At 68.6% G+C, this 22,139-nt stretch carries 21 protein-coding genes and 1 tRNA gene; 16 read left to right on the top strand and 6 right to left on the bottom strand.

The genetic code is table 11. The features are described 5' to 3' along the window. Positions 1 to 60 precede the first annotated feature (60 nt). The 3 genes from ACI1V7_RS15755 to murQ all read right to left on the bottom strand — a co-directional run bounded on the left by ACI1V7_RS15755 (position 61) and on the right by murQ (position 3,971). Positions 61 to 1,701 (bottom strand): glycoside hydrolase family 10-like protein, encoded by a 1,641-nt coding sequence (locus ACI1V7_RS15755; protein ID WP_404532738.1) that lies wholly within the window; start codon positions 1,699 to 1,701, stop codon positions 61 to 63. 68 nt (positions 1,702 to 1,769) lie between these two features. After that, a complete protein-coding gene (locus ACI1V7_RS15760) occupies positions 1,770 to 3,035 on the bottom strand; it encodes an MFS transporter (protein WP_404532739.1) in 1,266 nt (421 codons plus the stop codon). Positions 3,036 to 3,089: 54 nt separating this feature from the next. Further along, the gene (gene murQ, locus ACI1V7_RS15765; RefSeq protein WP_290414567.1) at positions 3,090 to 3,971 is read right to left on the bottom strand and encodes an N-acetylmuramic acid 6-phosphate etherase; all 882 of its coding nucleotides are present in this window, start codon (positions 3,969 to 3,971) and stop codon (positions 3,090 to 3,092) included. 330 nt (positions 3,972 to 4,301) lie between these two features. On the opposite strand from murQ, the gene ACI1V7_RS15770 reads away from it, so the two are divergent. Continuing rightward, positions 4,302 to 5,546, top strand: a complete 1,245-nt coding sequence (locus ACI1V7_RS15770; RefSeq protein ID WP_404532740.1) for a D-amino acid dehydrogenase — start codon at positions 4,302 to 4,304, stop codon at positions 5,544 to 5,546. Positions 5,547 to 5,567: 21 nt separating this feature from the next. Here ACI1V7_RS15770 and ACI1V7_RS15775 read toward each other — a convergent pair whose 3' ends face one another. Beyond that, positions 5,568 to 5,786 (bottom strand): hypothetical protein, encoded by a 219-nt coding sequence (locus tag ACI1V7_RS15775; protein ID WP_404532741.1) that lies wholly within the window; start codon positions 5,784 to 5,786, stop codon positions 5,568 to 5,570. Between ACI1V7_RS15775 and ACI1V7_RS15780 the strand changes: the two genes are divergently transcribed. From ACI1V7_RS15780 to ACI1V7_RS15825, 10 genes are all read left to right on the top strand, one after another. Beyond that, complete coding sequence (locus tag ACI1V7_RS15780; protein ID WP_404532742.1) at positions 5,785 to 6,240, top strand: YchJ family protein; 456 nt, start codon at positions 5,785 to 5,787, stop codon at positions 6,238 to 6,240. The two genes, ACI1V7_RS15775 and ACI1V7_RS15780, sit on opposite strands and share 2 nt — an antisense overlap. Before the next feature lie 19 nt (positions 6,241 to 6,259). Continuing rightward, the gene (locus tag ACI1V7_RS15785) at positions 6,260 to 7,867 is read left to right on the top strand and encodes a carboxyl transferase domain-containing protein (RefSeq protein ID WP_404532743.1); all 1,608 of its coding nucleotides are present in this window, start codon (positions 6,260 to 6,262) and stop codon (positions 7,865 to 7,867) included. Positions 7,868 to 7,876: 9 nt separating this feature from the next. Continuing rightward, entirely contained in the window at positions 7,877 to 8,662 is a 786-nt protein-coding gene (locus tag ACI1V7_RS15790) for an enoyl-CoA hydratase/isomerase family protein (protein ID WP_404532745.1), read from the top strand. Positions 8,663 to 8,680: 18 nt separating this feature from the next. Then, positions 8,681 to 10,024: an adenosylmethionine--8-amino-7-oxononanoate transaminase gene (gene bioA, locus ACI1V7_RS15795; protein ID WP_404532746.1), complete on the top strand. Its 1,344-nt coding sequence runs from the start codon at positions 8,681 to 8,683 to the stop codon at positions 10,022 to 10,024. Positions 10,025 to 10,026: 2 nt separating this feature from the next. After that, complete coding sequence (gene bioF / locus ACI1V7_RS15800) at positions 10,027 to 11,214, top strand: 8-amino-7-oxononanoate synthase (RefSeq protein ID WP_404532747.1); 1,188 nt, start codon at positions 10,027 to 10,029, stop codon at positions 11,212 to 11,214. Next, entirely contained in the window at positions 11,211 to 12,050 is an 840-nt protein-coding gene (bioD, locus tag ACI1V7_RS15805; RefSeq protein WP_404532748.1) for a dethiobiotin synthase, read from the top strand. The genes bioF and bioD overlap by 4 nt, the downstream gene beginning before the upstream one ends. Before the next feature lie 21 nt (positions 12,051 to 12,071). Then, positions 12,072 to 13,100: a biotin synthase BioB gene (gene bioB, locus ACI1V7_RS15810; RefSeq protein WP_314544983.1), complete on the top strand. Its 1,029-nt coding sequence runs from the start codon at positions 12,072 to 12,074 to the stop codon at positions 13,098 to 13,100. A 135-nt stretch (positions 13,101 to 13,235) separates the two neighbouring features. Further along, positions 13,236 to 15,263, top strand: coding sequence for an acetyl/propionyl/methylcrotonyl-CoA carboxylase subunit alpha (locus ACI1V7_RS15815; RefSeq protein ID WP_404532749.1), 2,028 nt, complete (start codon positions 13,236 to 13,238; stop codon positions 15,261 to 15,263). A 65-nt stretch (positions 15,264 to 15,328) separates the two neighbouring features. Beyond that, positions 15,329 to 16,258, top strand: coding sequence for a 2-hydroxyacid dehydrogenase (locus ACI1V7_RS15820; RefSeq protein ID WP_404532750.1), 930 nt, complete (start codon positions 15,329 to 15,331; stop codon positions 16,256 to 16,258). 21 nt (positions 16,259 to 16,279) lie between these two features. Further along, the gene (locus ACI1V7_RS15825; protein ID WP_404532751.1) at positions 16,280 to 17,188 is read left to right on the top strand and encodes a hydroxymethylglutaryl-CoA lyase; all 909 of its coding nucleotides are present in this window, start codon (positions 16,280 to 16,282) and stop codon (positions 17,186 to 17,188) included. An 84-nt stretch (positions 17,189 to 17,272) separates the two neighbouring features. Here ACI1V7_RS15825 and ACI1V7_RS15830 read toward each other — a convergent pair. After that, positions 17,273 to 17,349: transfer RNA gene (locus ACI1V7_RS15830), tRNA-Pro, on the bottom strand. Positions 17,350 to 17,448: 99 nt separating this feature from the next. Here ACI1V7_RS15830 and ACI1V7_RS15835 point away from each other — a divergent pair. The 3 genes from ACI1V7_RS15835 (at position 17,449) to ACI1V7_RS15845 (ending at position 19,460) form a co-directional block, all read left to right on the top strand. Beyond that, positions 17,449 to 18,126 carry a hypothetical protein gene (locus ACI1V7_RS15835; protein ID WP_404532752.1) on the top strand — a complete coding sequence of 226 codons (678 nt, stop codon included), beginning with the start codon at positions 17,449 to 17,451 and terminating at the stop codon, positions 18,124 to 18,126. Positions 18,127 to 18,189: 63 nt separating this feature from the next. After that, positions 18,190 to 18,774 carry a TetR/AcrR family transcriptional regulator gene (locus ACI1V7_RS15840; protein ID WP_404532753.1) on the top strand — a complete coding sequence of 195 codons (585 nt, stop codon included), beginning with the start codon at positions 18,190 to 18,192 and terminating at the stop codon, positions 18,772 to 18,774. 113 nt (positions 18,775 to 18,887) lie between these two features. Next, on the top strand, positions 18,888 to 19,460 hold the full coding sequence (locus ACI1V7_RS15845) for a DUF308 domain-containing protein (RefSeq protein ID WP_404532754.1): 573 nt from the start codon (positions 18,888 to 18,890) through the stop codon (positions 19,458 to 19,460). On the opposite strand, the gene rsmI is transcribed toward ACI1V7_RS15845, so the two are convergent. Then, entirely contained in the window at positions 19,447 to 20,364 is a 918-nt protein-coding gene (rsmI, locus tag ACI1V7_RS15850; protein WP_404532755.1) for a 16S rRNA (cytidine(1402)-2'-O)-methyltransferase, read from the bottom strand. The genes ACI1V7_RS15845 and rsmI overlap by 14 nt on opposite strands. A 10-nt stretch (positions 20,365 to 20,374) precedes the next feature. Here rsmI and ACI1V7_RS15855 point away from each other — a divergent pair, with 10 nt between their 5' ends. Together ACI1V7_RS15855 and ACI1V7_RS15860 are read left to right on the top strand one after the other, a co-directional pair. Continuing rightward, positions 20,375 to 21,766, top strand: a complete 1,392-nt coding sequence (locus ACI1V7_RS15855; protein WP_404532756.1) for a penicillin-binding protein activator — start codon at positions 20,375 to 20,377, stop codon at positions 21,764 to 21,766. A 1-nt stretch (position 21,767) separates the two neighbouring features. Further along, positions 21,768 to 22,127: a YraN family protein gene (locus ACI1V7_RS15860; RefSeq protein ID WP_404532757.1), complete on the top strand. Its 360-nt coding sequence runs from the start codon at positions 21,768 to 21,770 to the stop codon at positions 22,125 to 22,127. Positions 22,128 to 22,139: the final 12 nt, after the last annotated feature.

Consider the following 22,139-nt stretch of genomic DNA (forward strand, 5'->3'; position numbering starts at 1 on the left):
GTCTACGCGCCCGCCCGCAGGGACGCGAATGAATGCTGGCGCTGAACGCATGAGCCCATGTTATGCCTTTAGCGGTTTTCCTGCCCACGCCTGCACGCGTGCGCTTTCGTTGCCGAGGCGGTCGACGGCGCTGACGACCACCAGGTCCGGCTGGCCCAGCTTGACGTCGTCCGGCACCGTCCAGTCCACGCGCGAGGCCGGCACCACGGCAAAGCGCCACTGGCCGCCGTAGCGCGACCACACGGCGTACAGCGCGTTCGCCTTGCCGGCCGCCAGCTTCAGATAGACGCCATTGCCCTTGCGCGCGCCCGTCACGGCCGGGGTGCCCGGGATATCGTTGCCGAGCCAGGGCGTGGCCGGCACCAGCGCCGGGCCGACGTAGGCGCTGCTGCGCAGCTGGTCGCCGATGCCCTTGCGGTTCTGCATCAGGGCGACCATGCTGAAGTGGACGTGGCCGGTGGCGCCGGGGCGGGTGCGCGTGACGCCGATCTGCTCGACGATTTCCTGCGGCGGATAATCCCGCGTCGGCGCGCCGATGCGGCTCGTGTACAGGCCCGGCCACATGTGGCGGCTTCTGCTGTTCTGCCCGATCCAGTAGTCGAGCAGCACGCCGTAGGCCTGGCCCGGCTGGCGGATGCCCCAGTACAGCTGCGGCGTGAAGTAGTCGACCCAGCCGTTCTGCAGCCACAGCTCGGCGTCGGCGTACAGCTTGTCGTACTGCGAAAAACCGTTGATGCCGGGCGGACGGCGGTCCGGGCGGCCCAGGCCGAACGGGCTGATGCCGAAGCGCACCCAGCTCTTTTCGCGGTGGATGCCTTCGTACAGCGCCTGGATCAGCCGGTTGACGTTCTGGCGCCGCCAGGACGCGCGGTCCAGCTTGCCGCCGGTGGCCACGTAGCGCTGCCACGACGGCTCGTCCGGGAAATCGAGTTCCGTCTTGCCGCTGCGGCCTTCCAGCGCCGCGCCTTCCGCGCCGGATGCCGTGGGCGTCTCGATCGGGTAGGGATAGAAATAATCGTCGATGTGCACGCCGTCGATGTCGTAGCGGCGCACGACGTCCAGCACCACGTCCAGCGTCTGCTTGACGGCGGCGTCCTCGCCCGGGTCCATCCACAGGAACTTGCCGTAGGATTTCACGGCCGCCGGATTCGTGCGCGCGATATGGTTCGGCGCGAACGGCGAGCGGGCGCCGTTGTTGCGCGCGCGGTAGGGATTGAACCAGGCATGCAGTTCCAGGCCGCGCGCATGCGCCTGCGTCACCCAGAACTCGAGCGGATCGTAGTAGGGCTGCGGCGCGGCGCCCTGCAGGCCCGTCAGGTATTCCGACCAGGGCTCGATCTTCGAGGGGTAGATGGCGTCGGCGGCCGGGCGCACCTGCAGCACGATGGCGTTCAGGTTCAGCGCCTTGGCGCGGTCGAGGATGGCGATCGCCTCGGCCTGCTGCCTGGCCGCATTCAGGTTCGGCTTGCTGGGCCAGTCGATATTGGCCACCGTCGACACCCAGGCGGCGCGGAATTCGCGCGGCGCCGGCGGCGGCACGTCGCCACCGATCGGTGCGGTGGCGACGGTCGGTGCCGTCGTACATCCCGTAAACAGGCCGCCCAGCGCCAGCGCACCGGCGACCCCCGCAAGCGCGAACGCGCGTCGTTTCTGATCAGGTTGCAAAACCACTTTGCTGCTTTCGAATTGGATGCGCTGCATTGTACCCAGCTCGGCAATTTGATGACGCAAGGACGGAAGGGCCGGGGCGGCGGCTTACTTCTTGCCGCTCATTTTTTCCCGAACTCCGGATCGATCTTCACCAGCGCCGCCATGGCGAACGCGGGAATGGTCGCGAGGCAGGTCCACACGAAGAAGTGCCTGTAACCCAGCATCTCCTGCAGCGCCCCGCTCCACATGCCCGGCACCATCATGCCCAGCGCCATCAGGCCCGTGCAGATCGAGTAATGCGCCGTTTTATACGGCCCGTCCGAGACCATGATCATGTACATCAGCAGCGCCGTGAAGCCGAAGCCGTAGCCGAACTGCTCGACCGCAAGAAAGGCGCAGATCGTCGCGAAATGCGTGGGCTGGGCCGCGGACAGGTAGACGAATACCAGGTCCGGCAAATGCACGGCGAACACCATGAGCCACAGGCAGCGCTTGAGGCCCAGGCGCGAGATCAGCCAGCCGCCGAACAGGCCGCCGATGGTCAGCGCGATGATGCCGACGGTGCCGTAGGCCGTGCCGTAGTCCGCGGTGGACAGGCCCAGGCCACCCTTCTCGATCGGGTCTTTCAGGAACGGCGCGACCAGCTTCAGCAGCTGCGATTCGCCCAGGCGGAAGGTGAGGATGAAACCGAGGATCAGCCAGATGTCGCGCTTGCGGAAGAAGCTGGCGAAGGTGGCGACGAATTCGCCGAACGGGTCATGCCCTTGCGCGGCCTTGTGGTCGGCGTCCGGATGCGGCAGCACGACATGGTGCCAGGCGAACAGCGCGAAGAACAGGCCGGCCAGCACGAAGAACACGATGGCCCAGGCCTGGTTGGCATCGTTCAGGCGCGTGGCGAGCCAGCCGGCCAGGATCACCAACGGGCCCTGCGCGGCCAGCGTGGCCAGGCGATAGAAGGTACTGCGCACGCCCACGTAGGCGGCCTGCTGCTGCTGGCGCAGGCCCAGCATGTAGAAGCCGTCGGCGGAGATGTCGTGGGTGGCCGAGCTGAACGCCATGATCCACATGACGCCCAGGCTCACCATGAAGAAGGCGGGCAGGTGCAGCGTGGCGCCCACGGCGCCCAGCGAGGCGGCCAGCACCAGCTGCAGCGTGACCGTCCAGCCGCGCTTGGTGCCGACCATGTCGACGAGCGGTGACCACAGGGGCTTGATCACCCAGGGCAGGTACAGCAGGCTCGTGTAGAAGGCGATGTCGGTGTTCGAGATCCCCATGTCCTTGTACATGATGACGGACAGGCTCATCACGACGACGTAGGGAATGGCCTGGCCGAAGTACAGGGAGGGCACCCACGACCATGGGTTTCTTGTTGGCGAAGTCTGCATTGCTCTTTCGTGGCCGGCGGGCGGATGCGGCCGGAGTGCCCGCGCGGCCTGGGATCAGCCGGCCAGGGCTTGGCGCACGCTGCCGTGCGCGGACTCCAGCAGCGCTCGCGCCTGCTCGACCTGGATGTTCTTGGACAAGGCCACGATCGCGACCTTGACATGGAAATTGCACTGTTCCAGCACCGCGCGCGCTGCTTCCTCGCTGGCGCCGGTGGCGAACGTCGTGAGGCGGATGGCACGCCGGACCAGCTTGGCGTTGGTAGCTTTCAAGTCTACCATCAGGTTGCCATAAACCTTGTTCAAACGCACCATCAAGGCGCTCGAAAACGCGTTCAGCGCGATCTTTTGCGAGGTGCCGGCCTTCAGGCGCGTGCTGCCCGAGATCGCCTCGGCGCCCGTGTCCAGCGTGATGCCGATTTCCGCTTCTCCGGCGACGGGCGCGCCGGGGTTGTTGGCGAAGCCGACCGTGAGCGCCCCGGCCGCCCGCGCCGCCCGCAGCGCGCCCAGCACATAGGGCGTGGCGCCCGAGGCGGCGAGCAGCAGCACGACGTCGCTTGGCCCCACGTCCACGCTCGCCAGGTCGGCGGCGCCCTGCTCCAAGTCGTCCTCGGCCCCCTCGACGGCGACGAACATCGCGTCGTTGCCGCCGGCCAGCAGCGCCACCGCGCGTCCATGCGGCCAGGAGAAGGTCGGGTACAGTTCCACGCTGTCCAGCACGCCCAAGCGGCCCGAGGTGCCGGCGCCCACGTAGACGAGCCGGCCGCCCGCTTCCATGCGCGGCAGCGCGGCGGTGACGGCGGCGGCGATGCGCGGGGCCGCGGCGCGCACGGCCTCGACGGCCTTGAACTGGTCGTCGACCAGCGCGTTCACCAGTTCCGTGGTCGGGTATTGGTCGAGGGTCGCGTGTTGCTGGGCGGGCGTTTCGGTGTTGAGCATGGCGTCGGCTACCGTTATCGATGATGCATCATTGTGCTCATGCCAGTGTAATACCGATCCCGCCACGGCTGTCATGAAAGGATCGGCCGCGGGCATTCCGAAAAGTTATGCAGACACGCGGGATGCATAGACCCGGGTTATGCTGGCGCCCCCGGATGCACAGCTGTTGGGCAATATGTACGGCGATGATGGTGCAGATTATCACTGGCAGGCGTCGAAACAGTGCATGACATGACTGCCGGTTATGCCTGCCCGCGCTACATTCATTAGCCGCACGACAAGCCAGCGCCTAAGCTTTCGGACCATGTCAATGAACCATAGCGTGCACGGATGCAAGAAATAATCGTCATCGGCGGCGGTGTCGTCGGCCTCACGTCGGCCTGGTGGCTGGCGGAAGCCGGCTACCGCGTCACGCTGCTCGAACGCGCACCGGCACCGGGCACGGGCACCAGCTTCAGCAACGGCGGCCAACTCAGCTACCGCTACGTGTCGCCGCTGGCCGATGCCGGCGTGCCCCTGAAGGCCGTGCAGTGGCTGTTCCAGGAGCACGGCCCGCTGCGCTTCAAGCCGCAGTTCGACCTGCACCAGTGGCGCTGGCTCGCGTCCTTCCTTGCCAACTGCCGCGCCGACGTCAACCGCCGCATGACGACCAAGCTGCTGGAACTGGGCGACCTGTCGCGCCGCGCCATGGCCCAGCTGGCGCCGACCGTGCCCCTCGATGCCTTCCAGTGGCGCGATGCCGGCAAGCTGGTGGTCTACCGCACCCGGAAGGCATTCGATGCCGCCGTCGCCAAGCCGGACACGGCCGGCACCCGCCAGGTGTGGAACCCGGCCGACTGCGTGGCCCGCGAACCGGCGCTGGCGGCGATGGAACACAAGCTCGCCGGCGGCATCTACAACGGCGGAGAAGCGGTGGCCGATTGCTACGCCTTCTGCGTGGCGCTGGCCGAACGCCTCGCCGCCCACCCGCGCTTCGCCGGCTTCGTCCAGGGCGAGGCGACGCGCATCGTGGCGGACCGCGGCCGCGTGACGGCCCTGGAGACGAGCGCCGGCCCCATCGCCGCCGATGCCTACGTGCTGGCGGCCGGCATGCAGAGCCGCGCGCTGGCGCTGTCGGCCGGCATCGACCTGCCCCTGTATCCCTTGAAGGGCTACAGCCTGACGGCGCCGATCCGCCTGGACGACGTGGCGCCCGAGATCAGCGTCACCGACTTCGAGCGCAAGGTGCTGTATGCCCGCATCGGCGACAAGCTGCGCGTGGCGGCGATGGTCGACATGGTCGGCGAAGACCTGAGCCTGGACGAGAAGCGCCTGGACAGCCTGGTGCGCCAGGTGCGCGAGACCATGCCGCGCGCGGCCGACTACACCCAGGTCGTGCCCTGGGCGGGCCTGCGCCCGGCCACGCCGACCAGTTCCCCCATCATCGGCGCCACGCCGTACGCCAACCTCTGGCTGAACGTGGGCCACGGCCCGCTGGGCTTCACCTTCGCCTGCGGCACGGCGAGCCTGCTGGCCGACCTCGTGCAGGGCAAACCGCTGCCCTTCCCTCTGGACGGCTTGACGTACCGCCCTTGATCGGACAGCAAAGCGAATTGCTCACGTGATATTTCCAAAAACCGGGCTCTGACCCCGGCTCTGACCCCGGTTTGAGAATTCGCAAAAAAATTCTCGCGCCCGTTCAAACCGGTTCAATTTATTTTCGGCAAAAAATGCCGGCAGATGAGGCAACTGCGGCCAACGTGCCGATATCTTGCAGATTCGTAACGCGCGCACAGCCTGCCTCGCGTTCGCGAAATGGCGGATAATTGCCGCCATGGCTACCTCCTCGAAAACCCCTCTTCCTTGTCCCTGCGGCGGCCCGGGCATCATGCGCTGCTGCGGTCCCTATATCGCCGGCGCCGAGCTGCCCCCGACGGCGGAAGCACTGATGCGTTCGCGCTACGTGGCATTCAAGATGCAGGACGAGGCGTACCTGCGCGCGACCTGGCATCCGAGCACGCGTCCCACCGAGCCCATCGTCAACAAGGATGAAAAGATCCAATGGCTTGGACTTGAGATAAAATCTGGTTTACGTTTACGTCAACGTCAAGCAGACCTGCCGGAAGATCCAGACAAGGCCACCGTCGAATTCGTCGCCCGCTACAAGATCAATGGCCGCGCCTATACCCTGCATGAAATCAGTCGTTTCGTGCGCGAGCCGGATCCCGCCATCGGCGGCAAACCGCGGTGGTTCTACCTGGACGGCAGTTTTCCCGAGTATCCAGAATAGAACAACGCCAGGAGACGCAATGCCATCCATCGAGAGCAAACTCAACCCGCGCGGCGAGGACTTCAAGGTCAACGCCGCCGCCATGCAAGCCCTGGTCGACGACCTGCGCGCGAAAGTCGCCGCCGTCGCCGAAGGGGGCGGCGCGGCGGCCTGCGCCAAGCACGTCGCCCGCGGCAAGCTGCTGCCGCGCGACCGCGTGCAATTGCTGCTCGATCCCGGCACCCCGTTCCTGGAACTGTCGCAGCTGGCGGCCTACGACATGTACGACGATGCGGCGCCCGCCGCCGGCATCATCACGGGCATCGGCCGCGTGGCCGGCCAGGAATGCGTCATCGTCTGCAACGACGCCACCGTCAAGGGCGGCACCTACTACCCGATGACGGTGAAAAAACACCTGCGCGCCCAGGAGATCGCCGAGCAGAACAAGCTGCCCTGCATCTACCTGGTGGACTCGGGCGGCGCCAACCTGCCGAACCAGGACGACGTGTTCCCCGACCGCGACCACTTCGGCCGCATCTTCTACAACCAGGCCAACCTGTCGGCCCAGGGCATCCCGCAGGTGGCCGTCGTGATGGGTTCGTGCACGGCCGGCGGCGCCTACGTGCCGGCGATGAGCGACGAGTCGATCATCGTCAAGGAACAGGGCACGATCTTCCTGGGCGGCCCGCCGCTGGTGAAGGCCGCGACGGGCGAGGTGGTCAGCGCCGAGGACCTGGGCGGCGGCGACGTGCACACGCGCCTGTCCGGCGTGGCCGACCACCTGGCCCAGGACGACACGCACGCGCTGGCGCTGGCGCGCACCATCGTCTCGAACCTGAACCGCAGCAAGCCGCAGCAGGGTCCCGTGCGCGAGGCGGCGGAACCGAAGTACGCGCCGGAAGAACTGTACGGCGTGATCCCCGTCGACACGCGCAAGCCCTTCGACGTGCGCGAGGTCATCGCCCGCATCGTCGACGACAGCGCGTTCGACGAATTCAAGGCGCGCTACGGCACCACGCTCGTGTGCGGCTTCGCCCACATCTTCGGCATGAAGGTCGGGATCATCGCCAACAACGGCATCCTGTTCTCGGAATCGGCGCTGAAGGGCACGCACTTCATCGAGCTGTGCTGCCAGCGCAAGATCCCGCTGGTCTTCCTGCAGAACATCACCGGCTTCATGGTCGGCCGCAAGTACGAGAACGAGGGCATCGCCCGCAATGGCGCCAAGATGGTGACGGCCGTCGCCACTGCCGCCGTGCCCAAGTTCACCGTCATCATCGGCGGCTCCTTCGGCGCCGGCAACTACGGCATGTGCGGCCGTGCGTTCTCGCCGCGCTTCCTGTGGATGTGGCCGAACGCGCGCATCTCCGTCATGGGCGGCGACCAGGCCGCGTCCGTGCTGGCCACCGTCAAGCGCGACGGCATCGAGGCCAAGGGCGGGCAATGGAGCGCCGACGAGGAAAACGCGTTCAAGCAGCCGATCAAGGAACAGTACGAGCGCCAGGGCCACCCGTACTACGCCACCGCGCGCCTGTGGGACGACGGCGTCATCGACCCGGCCGACACGCGCATGGTGCTGGGCCTGGGTCTCTCGGCCGCGCTCAATGCGCCGATCGAAGACACGAAGTTCGGCGTCTTCCGGATGTAAGGGGGCGACATGGACTATCAGACCCTGACCGTCGCCGTCGACGGCCGCATCGCGCACGTCACGCTGAACCGCCCCGGGCTGCGCAACGCCTTCAACGAGCAGAGCATCGCCGAACTGGCGCTCGCTTTCGACGAACTGGGCCGCCATGAACTGGTGCGCGCCATCGTGCTGCAGGCGAACGGTCCGGCCTTCTGCGCCGGCGCCGACCTGAACTGGATGAAGAAGATGGCCGGCTACTCGGACAGCGAAAACCGCGCCGACGCCATGCTGCTGGCCGACATGCTGCGCACGATCTACCTGTGCCCCAAGCCCGTCGTGGCCAGGGTGCAGGGCGATTGCTACGCCGGCGGCATGGGCCTGGTGGCCGCCTGCGACATGGCCGTCAGCGTGGACACGGCCAGCTTCTGCCTGTCCGAAGTGAAGCTGGGCCTGATCCCGGCGACGATCTCTCCCTACGTGATCAAGGCGATGGGCGAGAGCGCGGCGCGCCGTTACTTCCTGACGGCGGAACGCTTCGACGCGCGCGAAGCCCACCGCATCGGCTTCGTGCACGAGGTCGTCGCGGCGGACGCGCTGGATGCGCGCGTGGCGGCGCTGGCCGAGGCGCTGGCGAACAACAGCCCGAATGCCGTCCGGGAAGCCAAGAAACTGGTGCGCGAGATCGCCGGACAGCCCGTCACGGAAGGCCTGCTGGAGGATACCGCCGGACGCATCGCCGCGATCCGCGCATCGCTCGAAGGACGCGAAGGGGTCGCGTCCTTCCTCGAAAAACGCCGGCCCTCGTGGCTGGATTAGCTCGTCATAATGGAATAGATGTTGAATCAGAATACCTCCTCCGACTGGATCGCGCGCAGCCTGCGCAGCGTCTGGCATCCATGCACGCAAATGCAGCACCACGAAGAGGTGCCGCTGATCGCCGTCAGCTGCGCCAAGGGGCCGTGGCTGTACGACCATGAGGGACGGCGCTACATGGACGGCATCAGCTCGTGGTGGGTCAACCTGTTCGGCCACGCGAACCCGCGCATCAATGCCGCCCTGAAGGAGCAGCTCGACACGCTGGAACACGCGATGCTGGCCGGCTTCACCCACGAGCCGGTGGTTGAGCTGTCCGAACGCCTGGCCGCGCTGACGGGCCACAACCTGGGCCATGCCTTCTACGCATCGGACGGCGCCTCCGCCGTCGAGATCGCGCTGAAGATGAGCTTTCACTACTGGCACAACGCCGGCCATGCGGACAAGCAGGAATTCGTCTGCCTGCAGGGTTCCTACCACGGCGAGACGATCGGCGCGCTGGGCGTGACCGACGTCGCCCTGTTCAAGGATGCCTACGGCCCGCTGCTGCGCGCGGCGCGCACGGTGGCCTCGCCCGATGCTCGCAATGCGCGCGAGGGCGAGTCGGCCCAGGACGTGGCGCTGCGTGCCGCCAGGGACGTGGAGGAACTCTTCGCCGAGCGCGCCGACCGGATCGCCGCCATCATCGTCGAGCCGCTGGTGCAGTGCGCGACCGGCATGGCGATGCACGACCCGCTGTACCTGCAGCGCCTGCGCGAACTGTGCGACAAGTACCACGTGCACCTGATCGCCGACGAGATCGCGGTCGGCTGCGGCCGTACCGGCACCTTCTTCGCCTGCGAGCAAGCGGCGATCTGGCCGGACTTCATGTGCCTGTCGAAAGGCATCAGCGGCGGCTACCTGCCGCTGTCCCTGGTCCTCACCACCGACCAGGTCTACGAGGCGTTCTACAGCGAGGACATCACGCGCGGCTTCCTGCACTCGCACTCGTACACGGGCAATGCGCTGGCCTGCCGCGCCGCGCTGGCCACGCTGCAGATCTTCGAGGAAGACGACGTGCTGAACAAGAACCGCGCGACGGCCACGCGCCTGATGACGGAACTGGCGCCGCTGCTGGACCACCCGCGCGCGACCAACTTCCGCCAGCGCGGCATGATCCTCGCGTTCGACGCCGTCGAGCCGGACAGCGCGCGCGCCGCGACCTTCGCGCGCCGCTTCTTCACGAGCGCCGTCGAGAACGAACTCCTGCTGCGTCCGATCGGCCGCACAGTCTACCTAATGCCGCCCTACGTGCTGGACGAGGAAGAGATCGTGGGCCTGGCCGCGCGCACGCGCAAGGTGTTCGAGACGGTGATCGCGGCGTGACGATGGACCTGATCGCCCACATCGACCGCCAGCTCGACGCGCTGGCCGCGCGCAGCCTGACCCGGCGCCGCCGCACGGCCGAGACGCCGTGCGCGCCGCGCCAGGTCGTCGACGGCCGCGCACTGCTCGCGTTCTGCAGCAACGACTACCTGGGCCTGGCCGCGCACCCGCGCGTGGTCGAGGCGCTGCGCGAAGGCGCGTCGCTGTACGGCGCCGGCAGCGGTGCCTCCCACCTCGTGTCCGGCCACGGCCGCGCGCACGCGCAGCTGGAAGAACGCCTGGCCGCGTTCGAGGCGCCGCACCTGGTCGAGGCGCGCGCGCTGTACTTCTGCACCGGCTACATGGCCAACCTGGCCGTGCTGACGGCGCTGGGCGGCGACACGGAAGCGATGATCTTCTCGGAGGCGCTGAACCACGCGTCGCTGATCGACGGCGCGCGCCTGGCCCGGGCCGGCGTGACCGTCTACCCGCACGGCGACACGGCGGCGCTGGACGCGCAGCTGGCGGCAAGCCAGGCCGCCACGAAGATCGTCGTCACCGACAGCGTGTTCAGCATGGACGGCGACCTGGCCCCGCTGCCGCGGCTGCTGGCCCTGTGCGAGCGCCACGGCGCCTGGCTCGTCGTCGACGATGCGCACGGCTTCGGCGTGCTGGGAGCGCACGGCCGCGGCGCGCTCGAGCACTTCGGCCTGCGCTCGCCCAACCTCGTCTACGTCGGCACGCTGGGCAAGGCCGCCGGCGTGGGCGGCGCCTTCGTGGCGGCGCACGCGTCCGTGGTCGAGCTGCTGGTTCAGCGCGCCCGCCCCTACATCTACACGACGGCCGCCGCGCCGGCGCTGGCGCACGCGCTGCTGGCCAGCGTCGACATCATCGAAGGCGAGGAAGGCCGCGCGCGCCGCACCCACTTGAATACGCTGATCGCCCGACTGGACGGGGAACTGCGGCTGGAACGCTGGCAGCGCCCGCCCTCGACGACGGCGATCCAGCCGATCGTCATCGGCGCCAACGACGAGGCGCTGGCCGTCTCCGCCCAGCTGCACGAACAGGGCCTGTGGGTGCCGGCGATCCGTCCGCCCACCGTGGCCCCGGGCACGGCGCGGCTGCGCGTGACCCTGTCGGCGGCGCACACGCATGACGACGTCGCGCAGCTCGCCGCTGCGCTCAACCGCCTGGAAAGGAACGGAACATGACCATCAACGATCCCCGGCAACTGGGCAACGACACCGGCGGCGCGAACACGCCGGACGTCGGCTTCGCCGAACCGGCCACGGCCACCGAACCGACGACGGTGGAGATACCGGCGGCCCTGGCCGCCGAAGGCATCCCGACCCGCTTCGCCTGCTTCGTCACGGGCACCGATACGGAGATCGGCAAGACGCTGGTCTCCAGCGCCATCCTGCACAAGCTCGTGCAGCAGGGCCAGCGCGCCTGCGGCATGAAGCCGATCGCGGCCGGCGCCGAGGAGCGCGACGGCATGCTGCACAACGACGACGCCGCTATGCTGCGCGCCGCCGGCAACGTGCATCTGCCGCAGCACATCACGACGCCCTTCATGCTGCGCGAACCGTGCGCGCCTCACATCGCGGCCGCGCTGGAAGGCGTGACGATCGATCCCGTGCCCATCATGACGGCGTATGCCGAGATCCTGGGCGCGTCCGACGCCACCGTGGTCGAAGGCGTGGGCGGCTTCTGCGTGCCGTTCTCGAACGACTTCGACAGCGCCGACCTGGCCGTGCAGCTGAACCTGCCCGTGGTGCTGGTGGTCGGCATGCGCCTGGGCTGCATCAACCATGCGCTGCTCACCGCCGAAGCCATCGTGGCGCGCGGCCTGGTGCTGGCCGGCTGGGTCGCCAACCAGGTCGACCCGGACATGCGCTTCGTCGACGAGAACATCACGGCGCTGCAGGAGCGCATGCCGGCGCCGCTGCTGGGCCGCGTGCCGCGCCTGCAAGAACCCACGGCCGCGCAAGCGGCCGCCCATATCGAACTCGCGGGCCTGCCGGGATGGCCGGCCACGCGGGCGTAATTTTCAAAACAAGGAATCCCCATGTCCCAAGTCGTTACCCTCCACCCGCCGGCCGCCCCCGTCACGCTGCCGAAGAACGCCACCTGGCCGCTGGCCGACGTGCTCGCGCTGTTCGACCTGCCGCTGCCGGAACTGATGTTCCGCGCCGCCCAGGCCCACCGCACCCACTTCCCCGACGGCGATGTCGAACTGGCCACGCTGCTGTCGATCAAGACCGGCGGCTGCGAGGAAGACTGCGGCTACTGCCCGCAGGCCGCTCGCTATGACACCGGCGTCGAGGCCAAGAAGATCCTCGACCTGGACGTCGTGCTGGCCGCCGCCAGCGAAGCCAAGGCCAAGGGCGCGACCCGCTTCTGCATGGGCGCCGCCTGGCGCAGCCCGAAGGAGCGCGACATGGAAAAGGTCGAAGCCATGGTGCGTGGCGTGAAGGCGCTGGGCATGGAAACCTGCGCCACGCTGGGCATGCTGGAAGAAGGCCAGGCCGAGCAGCTGGCCGCCGCGGGCCTGGACTTCTACAACCACAATATCGACACGGCGCCGGACTTCTACGGCGACGTCATCTCGACCCGCGAATACCAGGACCGCCTGGACACGCTGGGCCGCGTGCGCAATGCGGGCCTGAAGGTCTGCTGCGGCGGCATCGTCGGCATGGGCGAGACCCGCGAACAGCGCGCCGGCCTGATCGCCCAGCTGGCGAACATGAACCCGTACCCGGAATCGGTGCCCGTCAACCACCTGGTACAGGTCGAAGGCACGCCGCTGCACGGCCTGCCGCCGCTGGACCCGATCGAATTCGTGCGCACCATCGCCGTCGCCCGCATCACGATGCCGAAGGCGCGCGTGCGTTTGTCTGCCGGCCGGCGCGAGCTGGGCGAAGCCGTGCAGGCGATGTGCTTCATGGCCGGCGCCAACTCGATCTTCTACGGCGACAAGCTGCTGACGACCGACAATCCGGAAGCGAACGACGACCGCGCGCTGCTGGAAAAGCTGGGCCTCAAGACGCGCGCGACGACGCTCAATGAAGCGCCGAAAGAGCGTTGTGGGTGCTGATGACGCAGCCGTGAATCCGTCGCCCCTGCGAAGGCAGGGGCCCAATGTCGAGCAGCGGTACAGCATGCAGAATTAGGCCCCCGCCTGCGCGGGGGCGACGATGGTTTTTACAAACATAACATTACGAGACACCACATGTTCACGAAGATCCTCATCGCCAACCGTGGCGAAATCGCCTGCAGGGTCGCCGCCACCGCGCGCCGCCTGGGCATCCGTACCGTTGCCGTCTATTCGGAAGCCGATGCCGGCGCCAAGCACGTGGCGGTGTGCGATGAAGCGATCCTGATCGGACCGGCCGCCGCGCGCGACAGCTACCTGAAGGGCGAGCGCATCATCGAGGCAGCCCTGGCCACGGGCGCGCAGGCGATCCACCCCGGCTACGGCTTCCTGTCGGAGAACGCGGAGTTCGCCGAGGCCTGCGCCGCCGCCGGCCTCGTGTTCATCGGCCCGCCGGGCAGCGCGATGCGCGCGATGGGATCGAAGTCGGCCGCCAAGCAGCTGATGGAAGGCGCCGGCGTGCCGCTGGTGCCGGGCTACCACGGCGACGACCAGGACCCGCAGCTGCTGCAGCGCGAGGCCGACCGCATCGGCTATCCGGTGCTGCTCAAGGCCAGCGCCGGCGGCGGCGGCAAGGGCATGCGCGTGGTGGAGCGCAGCGAGGACCTGCAGGCCGCGCTGGCCTCGTGCAAGCGCGAAGCCATCTCCTCCTTCGGCGACGACAAGGTGCTCGTCGAAAAATACCTGACCCGCCCGCGCCACATCGAGATCCAGGTGTTCGCGGACACGCACGGCAATTGCGTGTACCTGCACGAGCGCGACTGCTCCGTGCAGCGGCGCCACCAGAAGGTACTGGAAGAAGCGCCGGCGCCGGGCATGCCGCCGGATCGCCGCGCGGCCATGGGCGAGGCCGCGGTGGCGGCGGCGCGGGCCGTCGGCTACGTCGGCGCCGGCACCGTGGAGTTCATCGCCAACCAGGACGGTTCGTTCTACTTCATGGAGATGAACACGCGCCTGCAGGTCGAGCACCCGGTGACGGAAATGATCACGGGGACCGACCTGGTCGAATGGCAGCTGCGCGTGGCCGCCGGCCAGCCGCTGCCCCGTCGCCAGCATGAGCTGGCGATCCACGGCCACGCGATCGAGGCGCGCGTATATGCCGAGAATCCCGAGAAGGGCTTCCTGCCCTCGACCGGCACGCTGCGCTGCATGGATACGCCCGTCCACGTCGCCTTCGAACTGGGCGGCACGGCCGCCGCCCCCGCCGCCGTGCGCATCGATGCCGGCGTGCGCGCGGGCGATGCCATCTCGCCGTTCTACGACCCGATGATCGCCAAGCTGATCGTCTGGGGCGCGGACCGCGAACAGGCGCTGGCGCGCATGGCGCAGGCGCTGGGCGAGTTCCACATCGTCGGCCTGGCGACCAATATCGCCTTCCTGAAACGCCTGGTCGAGGGAGAGGCGTTCGCGGGCGCCGACCTCGATACGGGCCTCATCGAGCGCACTAATGCCACGCTGTTCCCACCGGTCGGCCCGGCGCCGCTGGACGCGCTCGCGCTGGCCGCCGTGGCGCTCGTGGCCGCCGACGGCCCATCTGCAGGTGCGAGCGATCCCTGGACCAGCGCGCACGGCTGGCGCATGAACGGCAGCTACCGCCGCGTGCTCTCGTTCGCGGACGACTACGCCGCGGCACAAGAAGACCCGGCCTATCGCGTCGGCGTGACCTACGGGCGCGCGGGCTGGACGCTGGATGTCGGCGGTGCCAGGTACGACATCGCGCTCGTCGCGAACGACGCCGGCAGGCTGGCGATCCGCATCGACGGCCGCGCGGTCCAGGGCACGGTGCGCCGCGAGGGCGAATCGCTGCACGTGTTCAGCGGCGGCCTGCACCACGTGCTGGCATGGAACGATCCGCTGGCCCATGCGGGCGAGCACGAGGCCGCGGGCGGCCGCCTGACGGCGCCGATGCCGGGCAAGGTAGTGGCCGTGATCGCATCCAACGGCCAGCAGGTCAAGAAGGGCGAACCGCTCGTGATCATGGAAGCGATGAAGATGGAGCACACGATCGCCGCGCCGAGCGACGGCCTGGTCGAGGAAGTGCTGTACCAGGTCGGCGACCAGGTGGCGGACGGCGCGCCGCTGCTGGCGTTCCAGGCGGCGGCGTAATCGGCCGCGCATGGTGGGCACGCGGTGCCCACCGAACCACAAGCACAATAACAAAGGAGACAACGATGCGGATACTGCTGTACCGCAGCGACGGCGACACCGGCCCCTGGGCCGAGGACTTCGCCGCGGCGCTGCCGCATGCCGAGACGGTGGCGTGGCAGGAAGGCGTGACCACGCCCCCGTGCGACTACGCCGCCGTCTGGGCGCCGCCGCAGGAAATGCTGGCCGACCTGGCGCAGGTGAAGGCGATCTTCCTGATGGGCGCCGGCGTCGATGGCATCCTGAAGTTCGGCGACGCCCTGCCCGACGTGCCCATCGTGCGCCTGGGCGATGCCGGCATGGGCGAGCAGATGGCGGACTACGTGCTGCACGCCGTGCTGCGCTACTTCCGCCGCTTCGACGAGTACGCGCAGCAGGCGCGCCAGGGCCTGTGGAACCCGCTGCCCGCGCGCGACAAGGCCGGCTTCACCGTCGGCGTGCTGGGACTCGGCAAGCTGGGCGTGCCCGTGTTGCAGGCGCTGCGCCAGCAGGGTTTTCCCGTGCGCGGCTGGAGCCGCACGCCGAAGGACCTGCCGAACGTCGACTGCGACGCCGGCATGGAGACGCTGGACGCCTTCCTGGCCGGCACCCGCGTGCTGGTGTGCATGCTGCCGCTGACGCCCGATACGAACAACCTGCTCGACCGCGCGCGCCTGTCGCGGCTGCCGCAGGGCGCTTACCTCGTCAACGTCGCGCGCGGCGCGCTGGTGGCGGAGCCGGACCTGCTGGCGCTGATCCGCGCCGGCCATATCGCGGGAGCCACGCTGGACGTGTTCCGCAACGAGCCGCTGCCGGCGCCGCATCCGTTCTGGGACGAGCCGCGCATCACCATCACGCCGCACGTCTCGGCGCTGACCCTGCGCGGCGAGGCGGTACGCCAGATCGCGACGAAGATACGCCTGCTCGAACAGGGCGAGACGGTCGCCGACGTCGTCGACCGCCGACGGGGATACTGAAAAAGAAACCGAGGAGATGCCATGAATCTGCCGAACAAGGTCAAGATCGTCGAAGTGGGCCCGCGCGACGGCCTGCAGAACGAGAAGGAAGCGGTGTCCGCCGCCGTCAAGATCGAACTGGTCGACCGCCTCGCACGCGCCGGCTTCCGGAACGTGGAGGCGGCGTCCTTCGTGTCGCCGAAATGGGTGCCGCAGATGGCGACAAGCAGCGAGGTCATGGCCGGCATCGCGCGCCTGCCGGGCACCATCTATTCCGCGCTGACGCCGAACATGCAGGGCTTCGAGGCGGCGCTGGCCAGCCGCGCCGACGAAGTCGTGATCTTCGGCTCGGCCTCGGAAGCGTTCTCGCAGCGGAACATCAACTGCTCGATCGCGGAATCGATCGCGCGCTTCGAGCCGGTGGCGCGCGCGGCCAAGGAACACGGCCTGCGCCTGCGCGGCAGCATCAGCTGCTCGTTCGGCTGCCCCTACCAGGGCGAGGTCCCCCTGGCCGCGGTGGCCGACGTGGTGGGCCGCATGCGCGACCTGGGCTGCGACGAGATCGACATCGCCGATACCATCGGCGTGTCCACGCCCAGGAAGACGCAGGCCGTGATGGAGACGGCGGCGCGCGCGTTCGACCTGGCGCGCATCGCCGGCCACTTCCACGACACCTATGGCCAGGCGCTGGCGAACATCTATGCCAGCATGGAAGTGGGCGTCGCCATCTTCCATTCGTCCGTATCGGGCCTGGGCGGTTGTCCGTATGCCAAGGGCGCGACGGGCAACGTCGCCACCGAGGACGTGCTGTACATGCTGCAGGGCCTGGGCATCGAGACGGGCGTGGACCTGGACCAGGTGGTCGATGCGGGCGACTTCATCTCGCGCCAGCTGGGACGCAAGGGCGCGAGCCGCGCGGGGAATGCCTTGCTGGCCAAACGCACGGCCTGAGCGCACGGCATGAGCGCCGATGCGGTGATGACCGCGCGGAAATGAAAAAAGGCCGACGATCGCTCGTCGGCCTTTTCGTTATACTGGTCGGAGTACAAGGATTCGAACCTTGGACCCTCTGGTCCCAAACCAGATGCGCTACCGGGCTGCGCTACACTCCGAAGACGGCCATCATAACCGTCGCGGACACCCCGGTCAAGGAAAGCACCATTGAATGAGCGCGGCTGCGGTTTTCCTGCACAAACCTGATGGATCGAGACGTGAACGCAACGGTCGACTTCGACGCCACCCCTTCCCTGCCCGCGCCCGAACGCAGGCAGGTCATGCGCATTGCCGCCGGCGTGGCCCTGTCGATTGCCGTCCACGCCATGTTGCTGGTCCTGTACCGCACGCCGGCGGTCCCGCCGGCGCCGCCGGCCAGCGAGCCGCTGACGGTGCGCCTGCGCGCTGCGCCCGTTCCTTCCCCTGCGCCTGTGCCTGTCCCTGCGCCGATCCCGGCGCCGGTGCAGCCCTCCGTTCCCCGCGCCGAGACGCCCGCCGCGCCGAAGCCGGCGCCGCGCAGCCGTTCCGCCGAACGTCCTGCGCGCCGCGTGATCGCCGTCGACCCCGAGGTACGCCAGTCGGCCGAGGACACCTATCCGGTCGAGACGGCGCCCGAGCCGCCCCAGGCGGCGGCACCGGACACGCCTGCCGCCGCGCCGCGCTTCGACCTGGACGCCGCGCGCAAGACGGCGCGCCTGGTCGCCAATGAACCTGATCCGGCCAGGAAGGGCACGGCGCTGGAACGCCTGCCGCCCCCACCCCTGCAAACCGAAAACAAGTTCGAGCGCGCGATCAAGTCGGCCAAGCGGCGCGACTGCAAGGACGGCGTGCCGGGTGGCTTGCTGGCGCCCCTGTTCCTCGCCATGGACAAGAAGGACAGCGGCTGCAAGTGGTGACCCGCATCAAGGCCCCTCACAAAACGCTTGCCCGTCAGCCTACCTTCTAGTAGGATGAATCGCATGAACAAATCTTCCACCACAGCCGACGATATCCTGGCCTGCACGCGCAAGCTGATCGTCGCCGGCGGCTACAACGGGTTCAGCTATGCGGACATCGCCGACGTGGTCGGCATCCGCAAGGCCAGCATCCACCACCACTTCCCCAGCAAGGCGGACCTGGTGACTACGCTCGTCACCCGCTACCGGGAAGCGGCCGAGGAAGGGATCGCCAACCTGGCGCGCAGCATTCCCGAGCCCCTCGAACAATTGCGCGCTTACATACGCTACTGGGAAACCTGCATCACGGATGCCAGTGCGCCGTTCTGCGTCTGTGCGCTCCTGGCCGGCGAAGTGCCGCTGCTGCCGGAAGCGGTAGCGCTCGAAGTGCGCGCCTATTTCCGCTTCCTGTCCGGGTGGCTGGCCTCGGTGCTGGAACGGGGCGCGCAGGAAGGCGCTCTAACGCTGGCGCACCCGCCGCGCGTGGAGGCGGAAGCGTTCATGGCCATCGTCCATGGCGCCATGCTGTCGGCACGCGCTTATGGCGATGCGCAGGCCTTCGGCACCATCATGTGGCCGCAGCTGGAACGCTTCGGGGCAAGAAAGTAAGCAAGAAAGTAAAACAGTATCCCGGCGGCCGAGGCGCGCCGCGGGGGGACCACCGTCTTTTTGCGCCCAACCTGTCTATCAACTAGTAGGTAGCAAACTCGAAAGGAAACATCATGCACCATGACGACCGCACCGGCCAGGAACGCTGGCTCACCCGCTACTACTTCACCCGCGCCGCGTTTTCCTTCGCGTGGGTCGCCGCGGCCCTCACGGCGGGACGGCAATCCTGGTTCGCCGCCGCGGCCCTGCTGGTGGCGTATCCCGTCTGGGACGCGCTGGCCAACTACGTCGACGCGGCTAGGAGCGGCGGCCTGGGCCGCAACAGGACGCAGGCCCTCAACGTCGTGGTGAGCCTGGCGACGGCCATTGCCGTGGCATTCTCGCTGGCGAGCATGAACCTGGTGCTGGGCGTGTTCGGCGCCTGGGCGATCCTGTCCGGCCTGCTGCAGCTGGGTACGGCGCTGCGCCGCTGGAAGACCCATGGCGCGCAGTGGGCGATGATACTGAGCGGCGCCCAGTCGGCGCTGGCGGGCGGCTTCTTCATTGCCCAGGCGCGGATGCCGGCGGTGCCGTCGATCGCCAACGTGGCCGGGTATGCGGGCGTCGGCGCCGCCTACTTCCTCGTGTCGGCCGTGTGGCTGACCGTCGCCGCGGCGCGCCGCAGGGCCGAACCTACTCGCCCTTGATCTGCAGGGCGCGCTCGTACAGCGCGTTCTTCTTCTTCCCCGTGATCTGCGCGGCCAGGCTGGCCGCCTGCTTCACCGAGCACTCCGCCAGCAGGATGTTCAGGATGCGCTCCGCCTCGGCATCGCCTTCGTCCCCCGCCTGGGGCGCTCCCTCGACCAGCACGACGAATTCGCCGCGCTCGCGGTTGGCGTCGGCCTTGACCCAGCCCAGCGCCTCGCCCACCGGGCAGCGGTGGATTTCCTCGAACAGCTTGGTCAGCTCGCGCGCGAACACGACCTGGCGCGTCGGCTCGAACACGGCCGCCAGGGCCTCGACGCAATCGACGATGCGATGCGGTGCCTCATAGATGACGAGGGTCGCGGCCATCGGCTTGAGCGCCGCCAGTTGCGCTTCGCGCTGCTTCGTCTTGGCCGGCAGGAATCCGACAAAATGGAAGCGGTCGTTGACCAGGCCGCTGGCCGACAACGCCGTCACCGCCGCCGATGCGCCCGGCAGCGGCACCACGTTCAGGCCGGCGGCGCGCACGGCATCGACGATGCGCGCGCCCGGATCGGACACGGCCGGCGTGCCGGCATCGGACACCAGCGCCACCCGTTCGCCCGCCTGCAGGCGCTGCACCAGCTTGTCCGCCGCCTCGCGCTCATTGTGCTGGTGCGCCGCCACCATGTGCTTGTTCAGGCCGAAACGGGCCAGCAGCGCCCCGGTCTTGCGCGTATCCTCGCAGGCCACGACGTCGGCCAGCGCCAGCAGGTGCAGGGCGCGCAGCGTGATGTCGGTGACGTTGCCGATCGGCGTTGCCACTACATAAAGTGTGCCAGTAGGATAAGATTGCTGGGCGGCCTCGCCCAGCACGGGCAGTTGGACGATCTGGGTGGTCTGCTGACTGTTCTCTTTAACTGTCATGGTGGGATAGATGCAAATAAAAACTTTCAAGGCACGGGCCGTCGGCATGGCGTCGGTACTCATGCCGCTGTTGTTCGTCGCCGGTTGCAGCTCGATCTGCGTCGACCCCGACCCGCGAGTGTGCCCCACGGGCAGCGCAAACACAAGCTTGACGCCCGTCGTCGAGGAACGCTCGGCCCGTCCGCTGGCGGCGCCCGTCCAGGCGGCCCCGGCCCCGGCCACGCCGCCGGTGGATCCGTCCGATGCCGTGCAGACGGCGCCCGTCCAGCTGTTCGACGGTCCCGCCGCCGACGCGGGAGCGGGCGCGGCGCGCGCCGGCGCGGCCCCCCTGGCGGCCGATGCCGGCCCCGTCGGCAACGGCGTGCGCATCGCCCTGCTGCTGCCGATGAATTCGCCCAGCCTGGGCGGCGCCGCCGAGGCGGTGCGCGCCGGCTTCATGGCCAGCTTCCAGCGCGACGGCAGCGGCGTGCAGGTCGAGCTGGTGCCGACCGGCGACGCGCCGGACGAGACCCTGGCCGCCTATGCGCGCGCGGCCGCCAGCCACGACCTCGTCGTCGGCCCGCTGGCGCGTCCCGCGGTCAGCGCGCTGGCGTCCGGCGGCGCCGTCGCCAAGCCGACCATCGCCCTGAACCATCCGGAACAGCGCGGCGTGCTGCCGCGCGGGATGCTGGTGGCCGGCCTGTCCATCGAGGACGAGGCGGCCCAGGTGGCGGAATGGGCGGCGCGCGAGCGGCCCCAGGGACGCGTGCTGATCCTGACCGGCAGCGCGGCCTGGGCGCTGCGCGCGGCGGGCGCCTTCGAGGCGCGCTGGAGCGCGCTCGGCCGCACCAGCCAGCGCTTCGACCTGCCGTCCAGCGGAGGCCGGGTGGAACTGTCCTCCATCGATACGCTCAAGACTCGCATCGGCATCGATCCGCCCGACCTCGTGTTCGCCGCGCTCGACGTGGCCGAACTGCGCCAGGTCGTCGCCCAGACGGGCCAGGTGTGCGCCGTGATCGCCTGCTACGGCGGCTCGTCCGTCAATCCGGGCCGCGCGCCCGGCACCGGCGTGGCCGAGCTGAACGGCCTGCGCCTCGTCGACGTGCCCTGGCTGGTGCGGCGCGACGCCGGCGCCGTGATGGTCTATCCGCGTCCCGACGACAATGCCCAGCCGCTCTACATGAGCCGCCTGTACGCGCTCGGCATCGATGCCTTCCGGGTGGCGCGCGAAGTCGCGCTGCGCCCGGGCACCCCGCTCGCGATCGATGGCGTGACCGGGCAATTGTCCACCGGCGGCGATGCCGCCTTCCCGAGACTGCAGCGGCGCGAAGCCGAGGCCATCTACCAGAACGGCGACTTCCTGCCGGCGCCGTTGCCGGCCGAGCCGGTGACGAGCCTGCCGGTGAATCCACCGGGCCGCTGACATGTGGCCGACCCGCCTGTCGCAGAAGCAGGAACAGGGTCGGAAATGGGAAGAAGCCGCCATGGCGTATCTTCGGCGCCACGGTATTGTCTTGATCGAAGCAAATTTCCGGTGCAAGCTGGGCGAGATCGACCTGATCGTGCGCGACGGCGCTACCCTCGTCTTCGTCGAAGTGCGCCAGCGCGCCGCCGGCGCCCCGGTCGATGCCGCCACCAGCATCGGCCCGGCGAAAATCCGCCGCATCGTGCGCGCCGCCCAGACCTACTTGCAGCGCTTCCGCCAGATGCCGCCTTGTCGCATCGATGTCATCGCCATCAACGGCAACGATATCGAATGGTTAAGAAACGCCATCCAAGTGTAAGCATTTTTTTCC

Source organism: Massilia paldalensis (assembly GCF_044901715.1).
Lineage (GTDB): Bacteria > Pseudomonadota > Gammaproteobacteria > Burkholderiales > Burkholderiaceae_D > Telluria > Telluria paldalensis.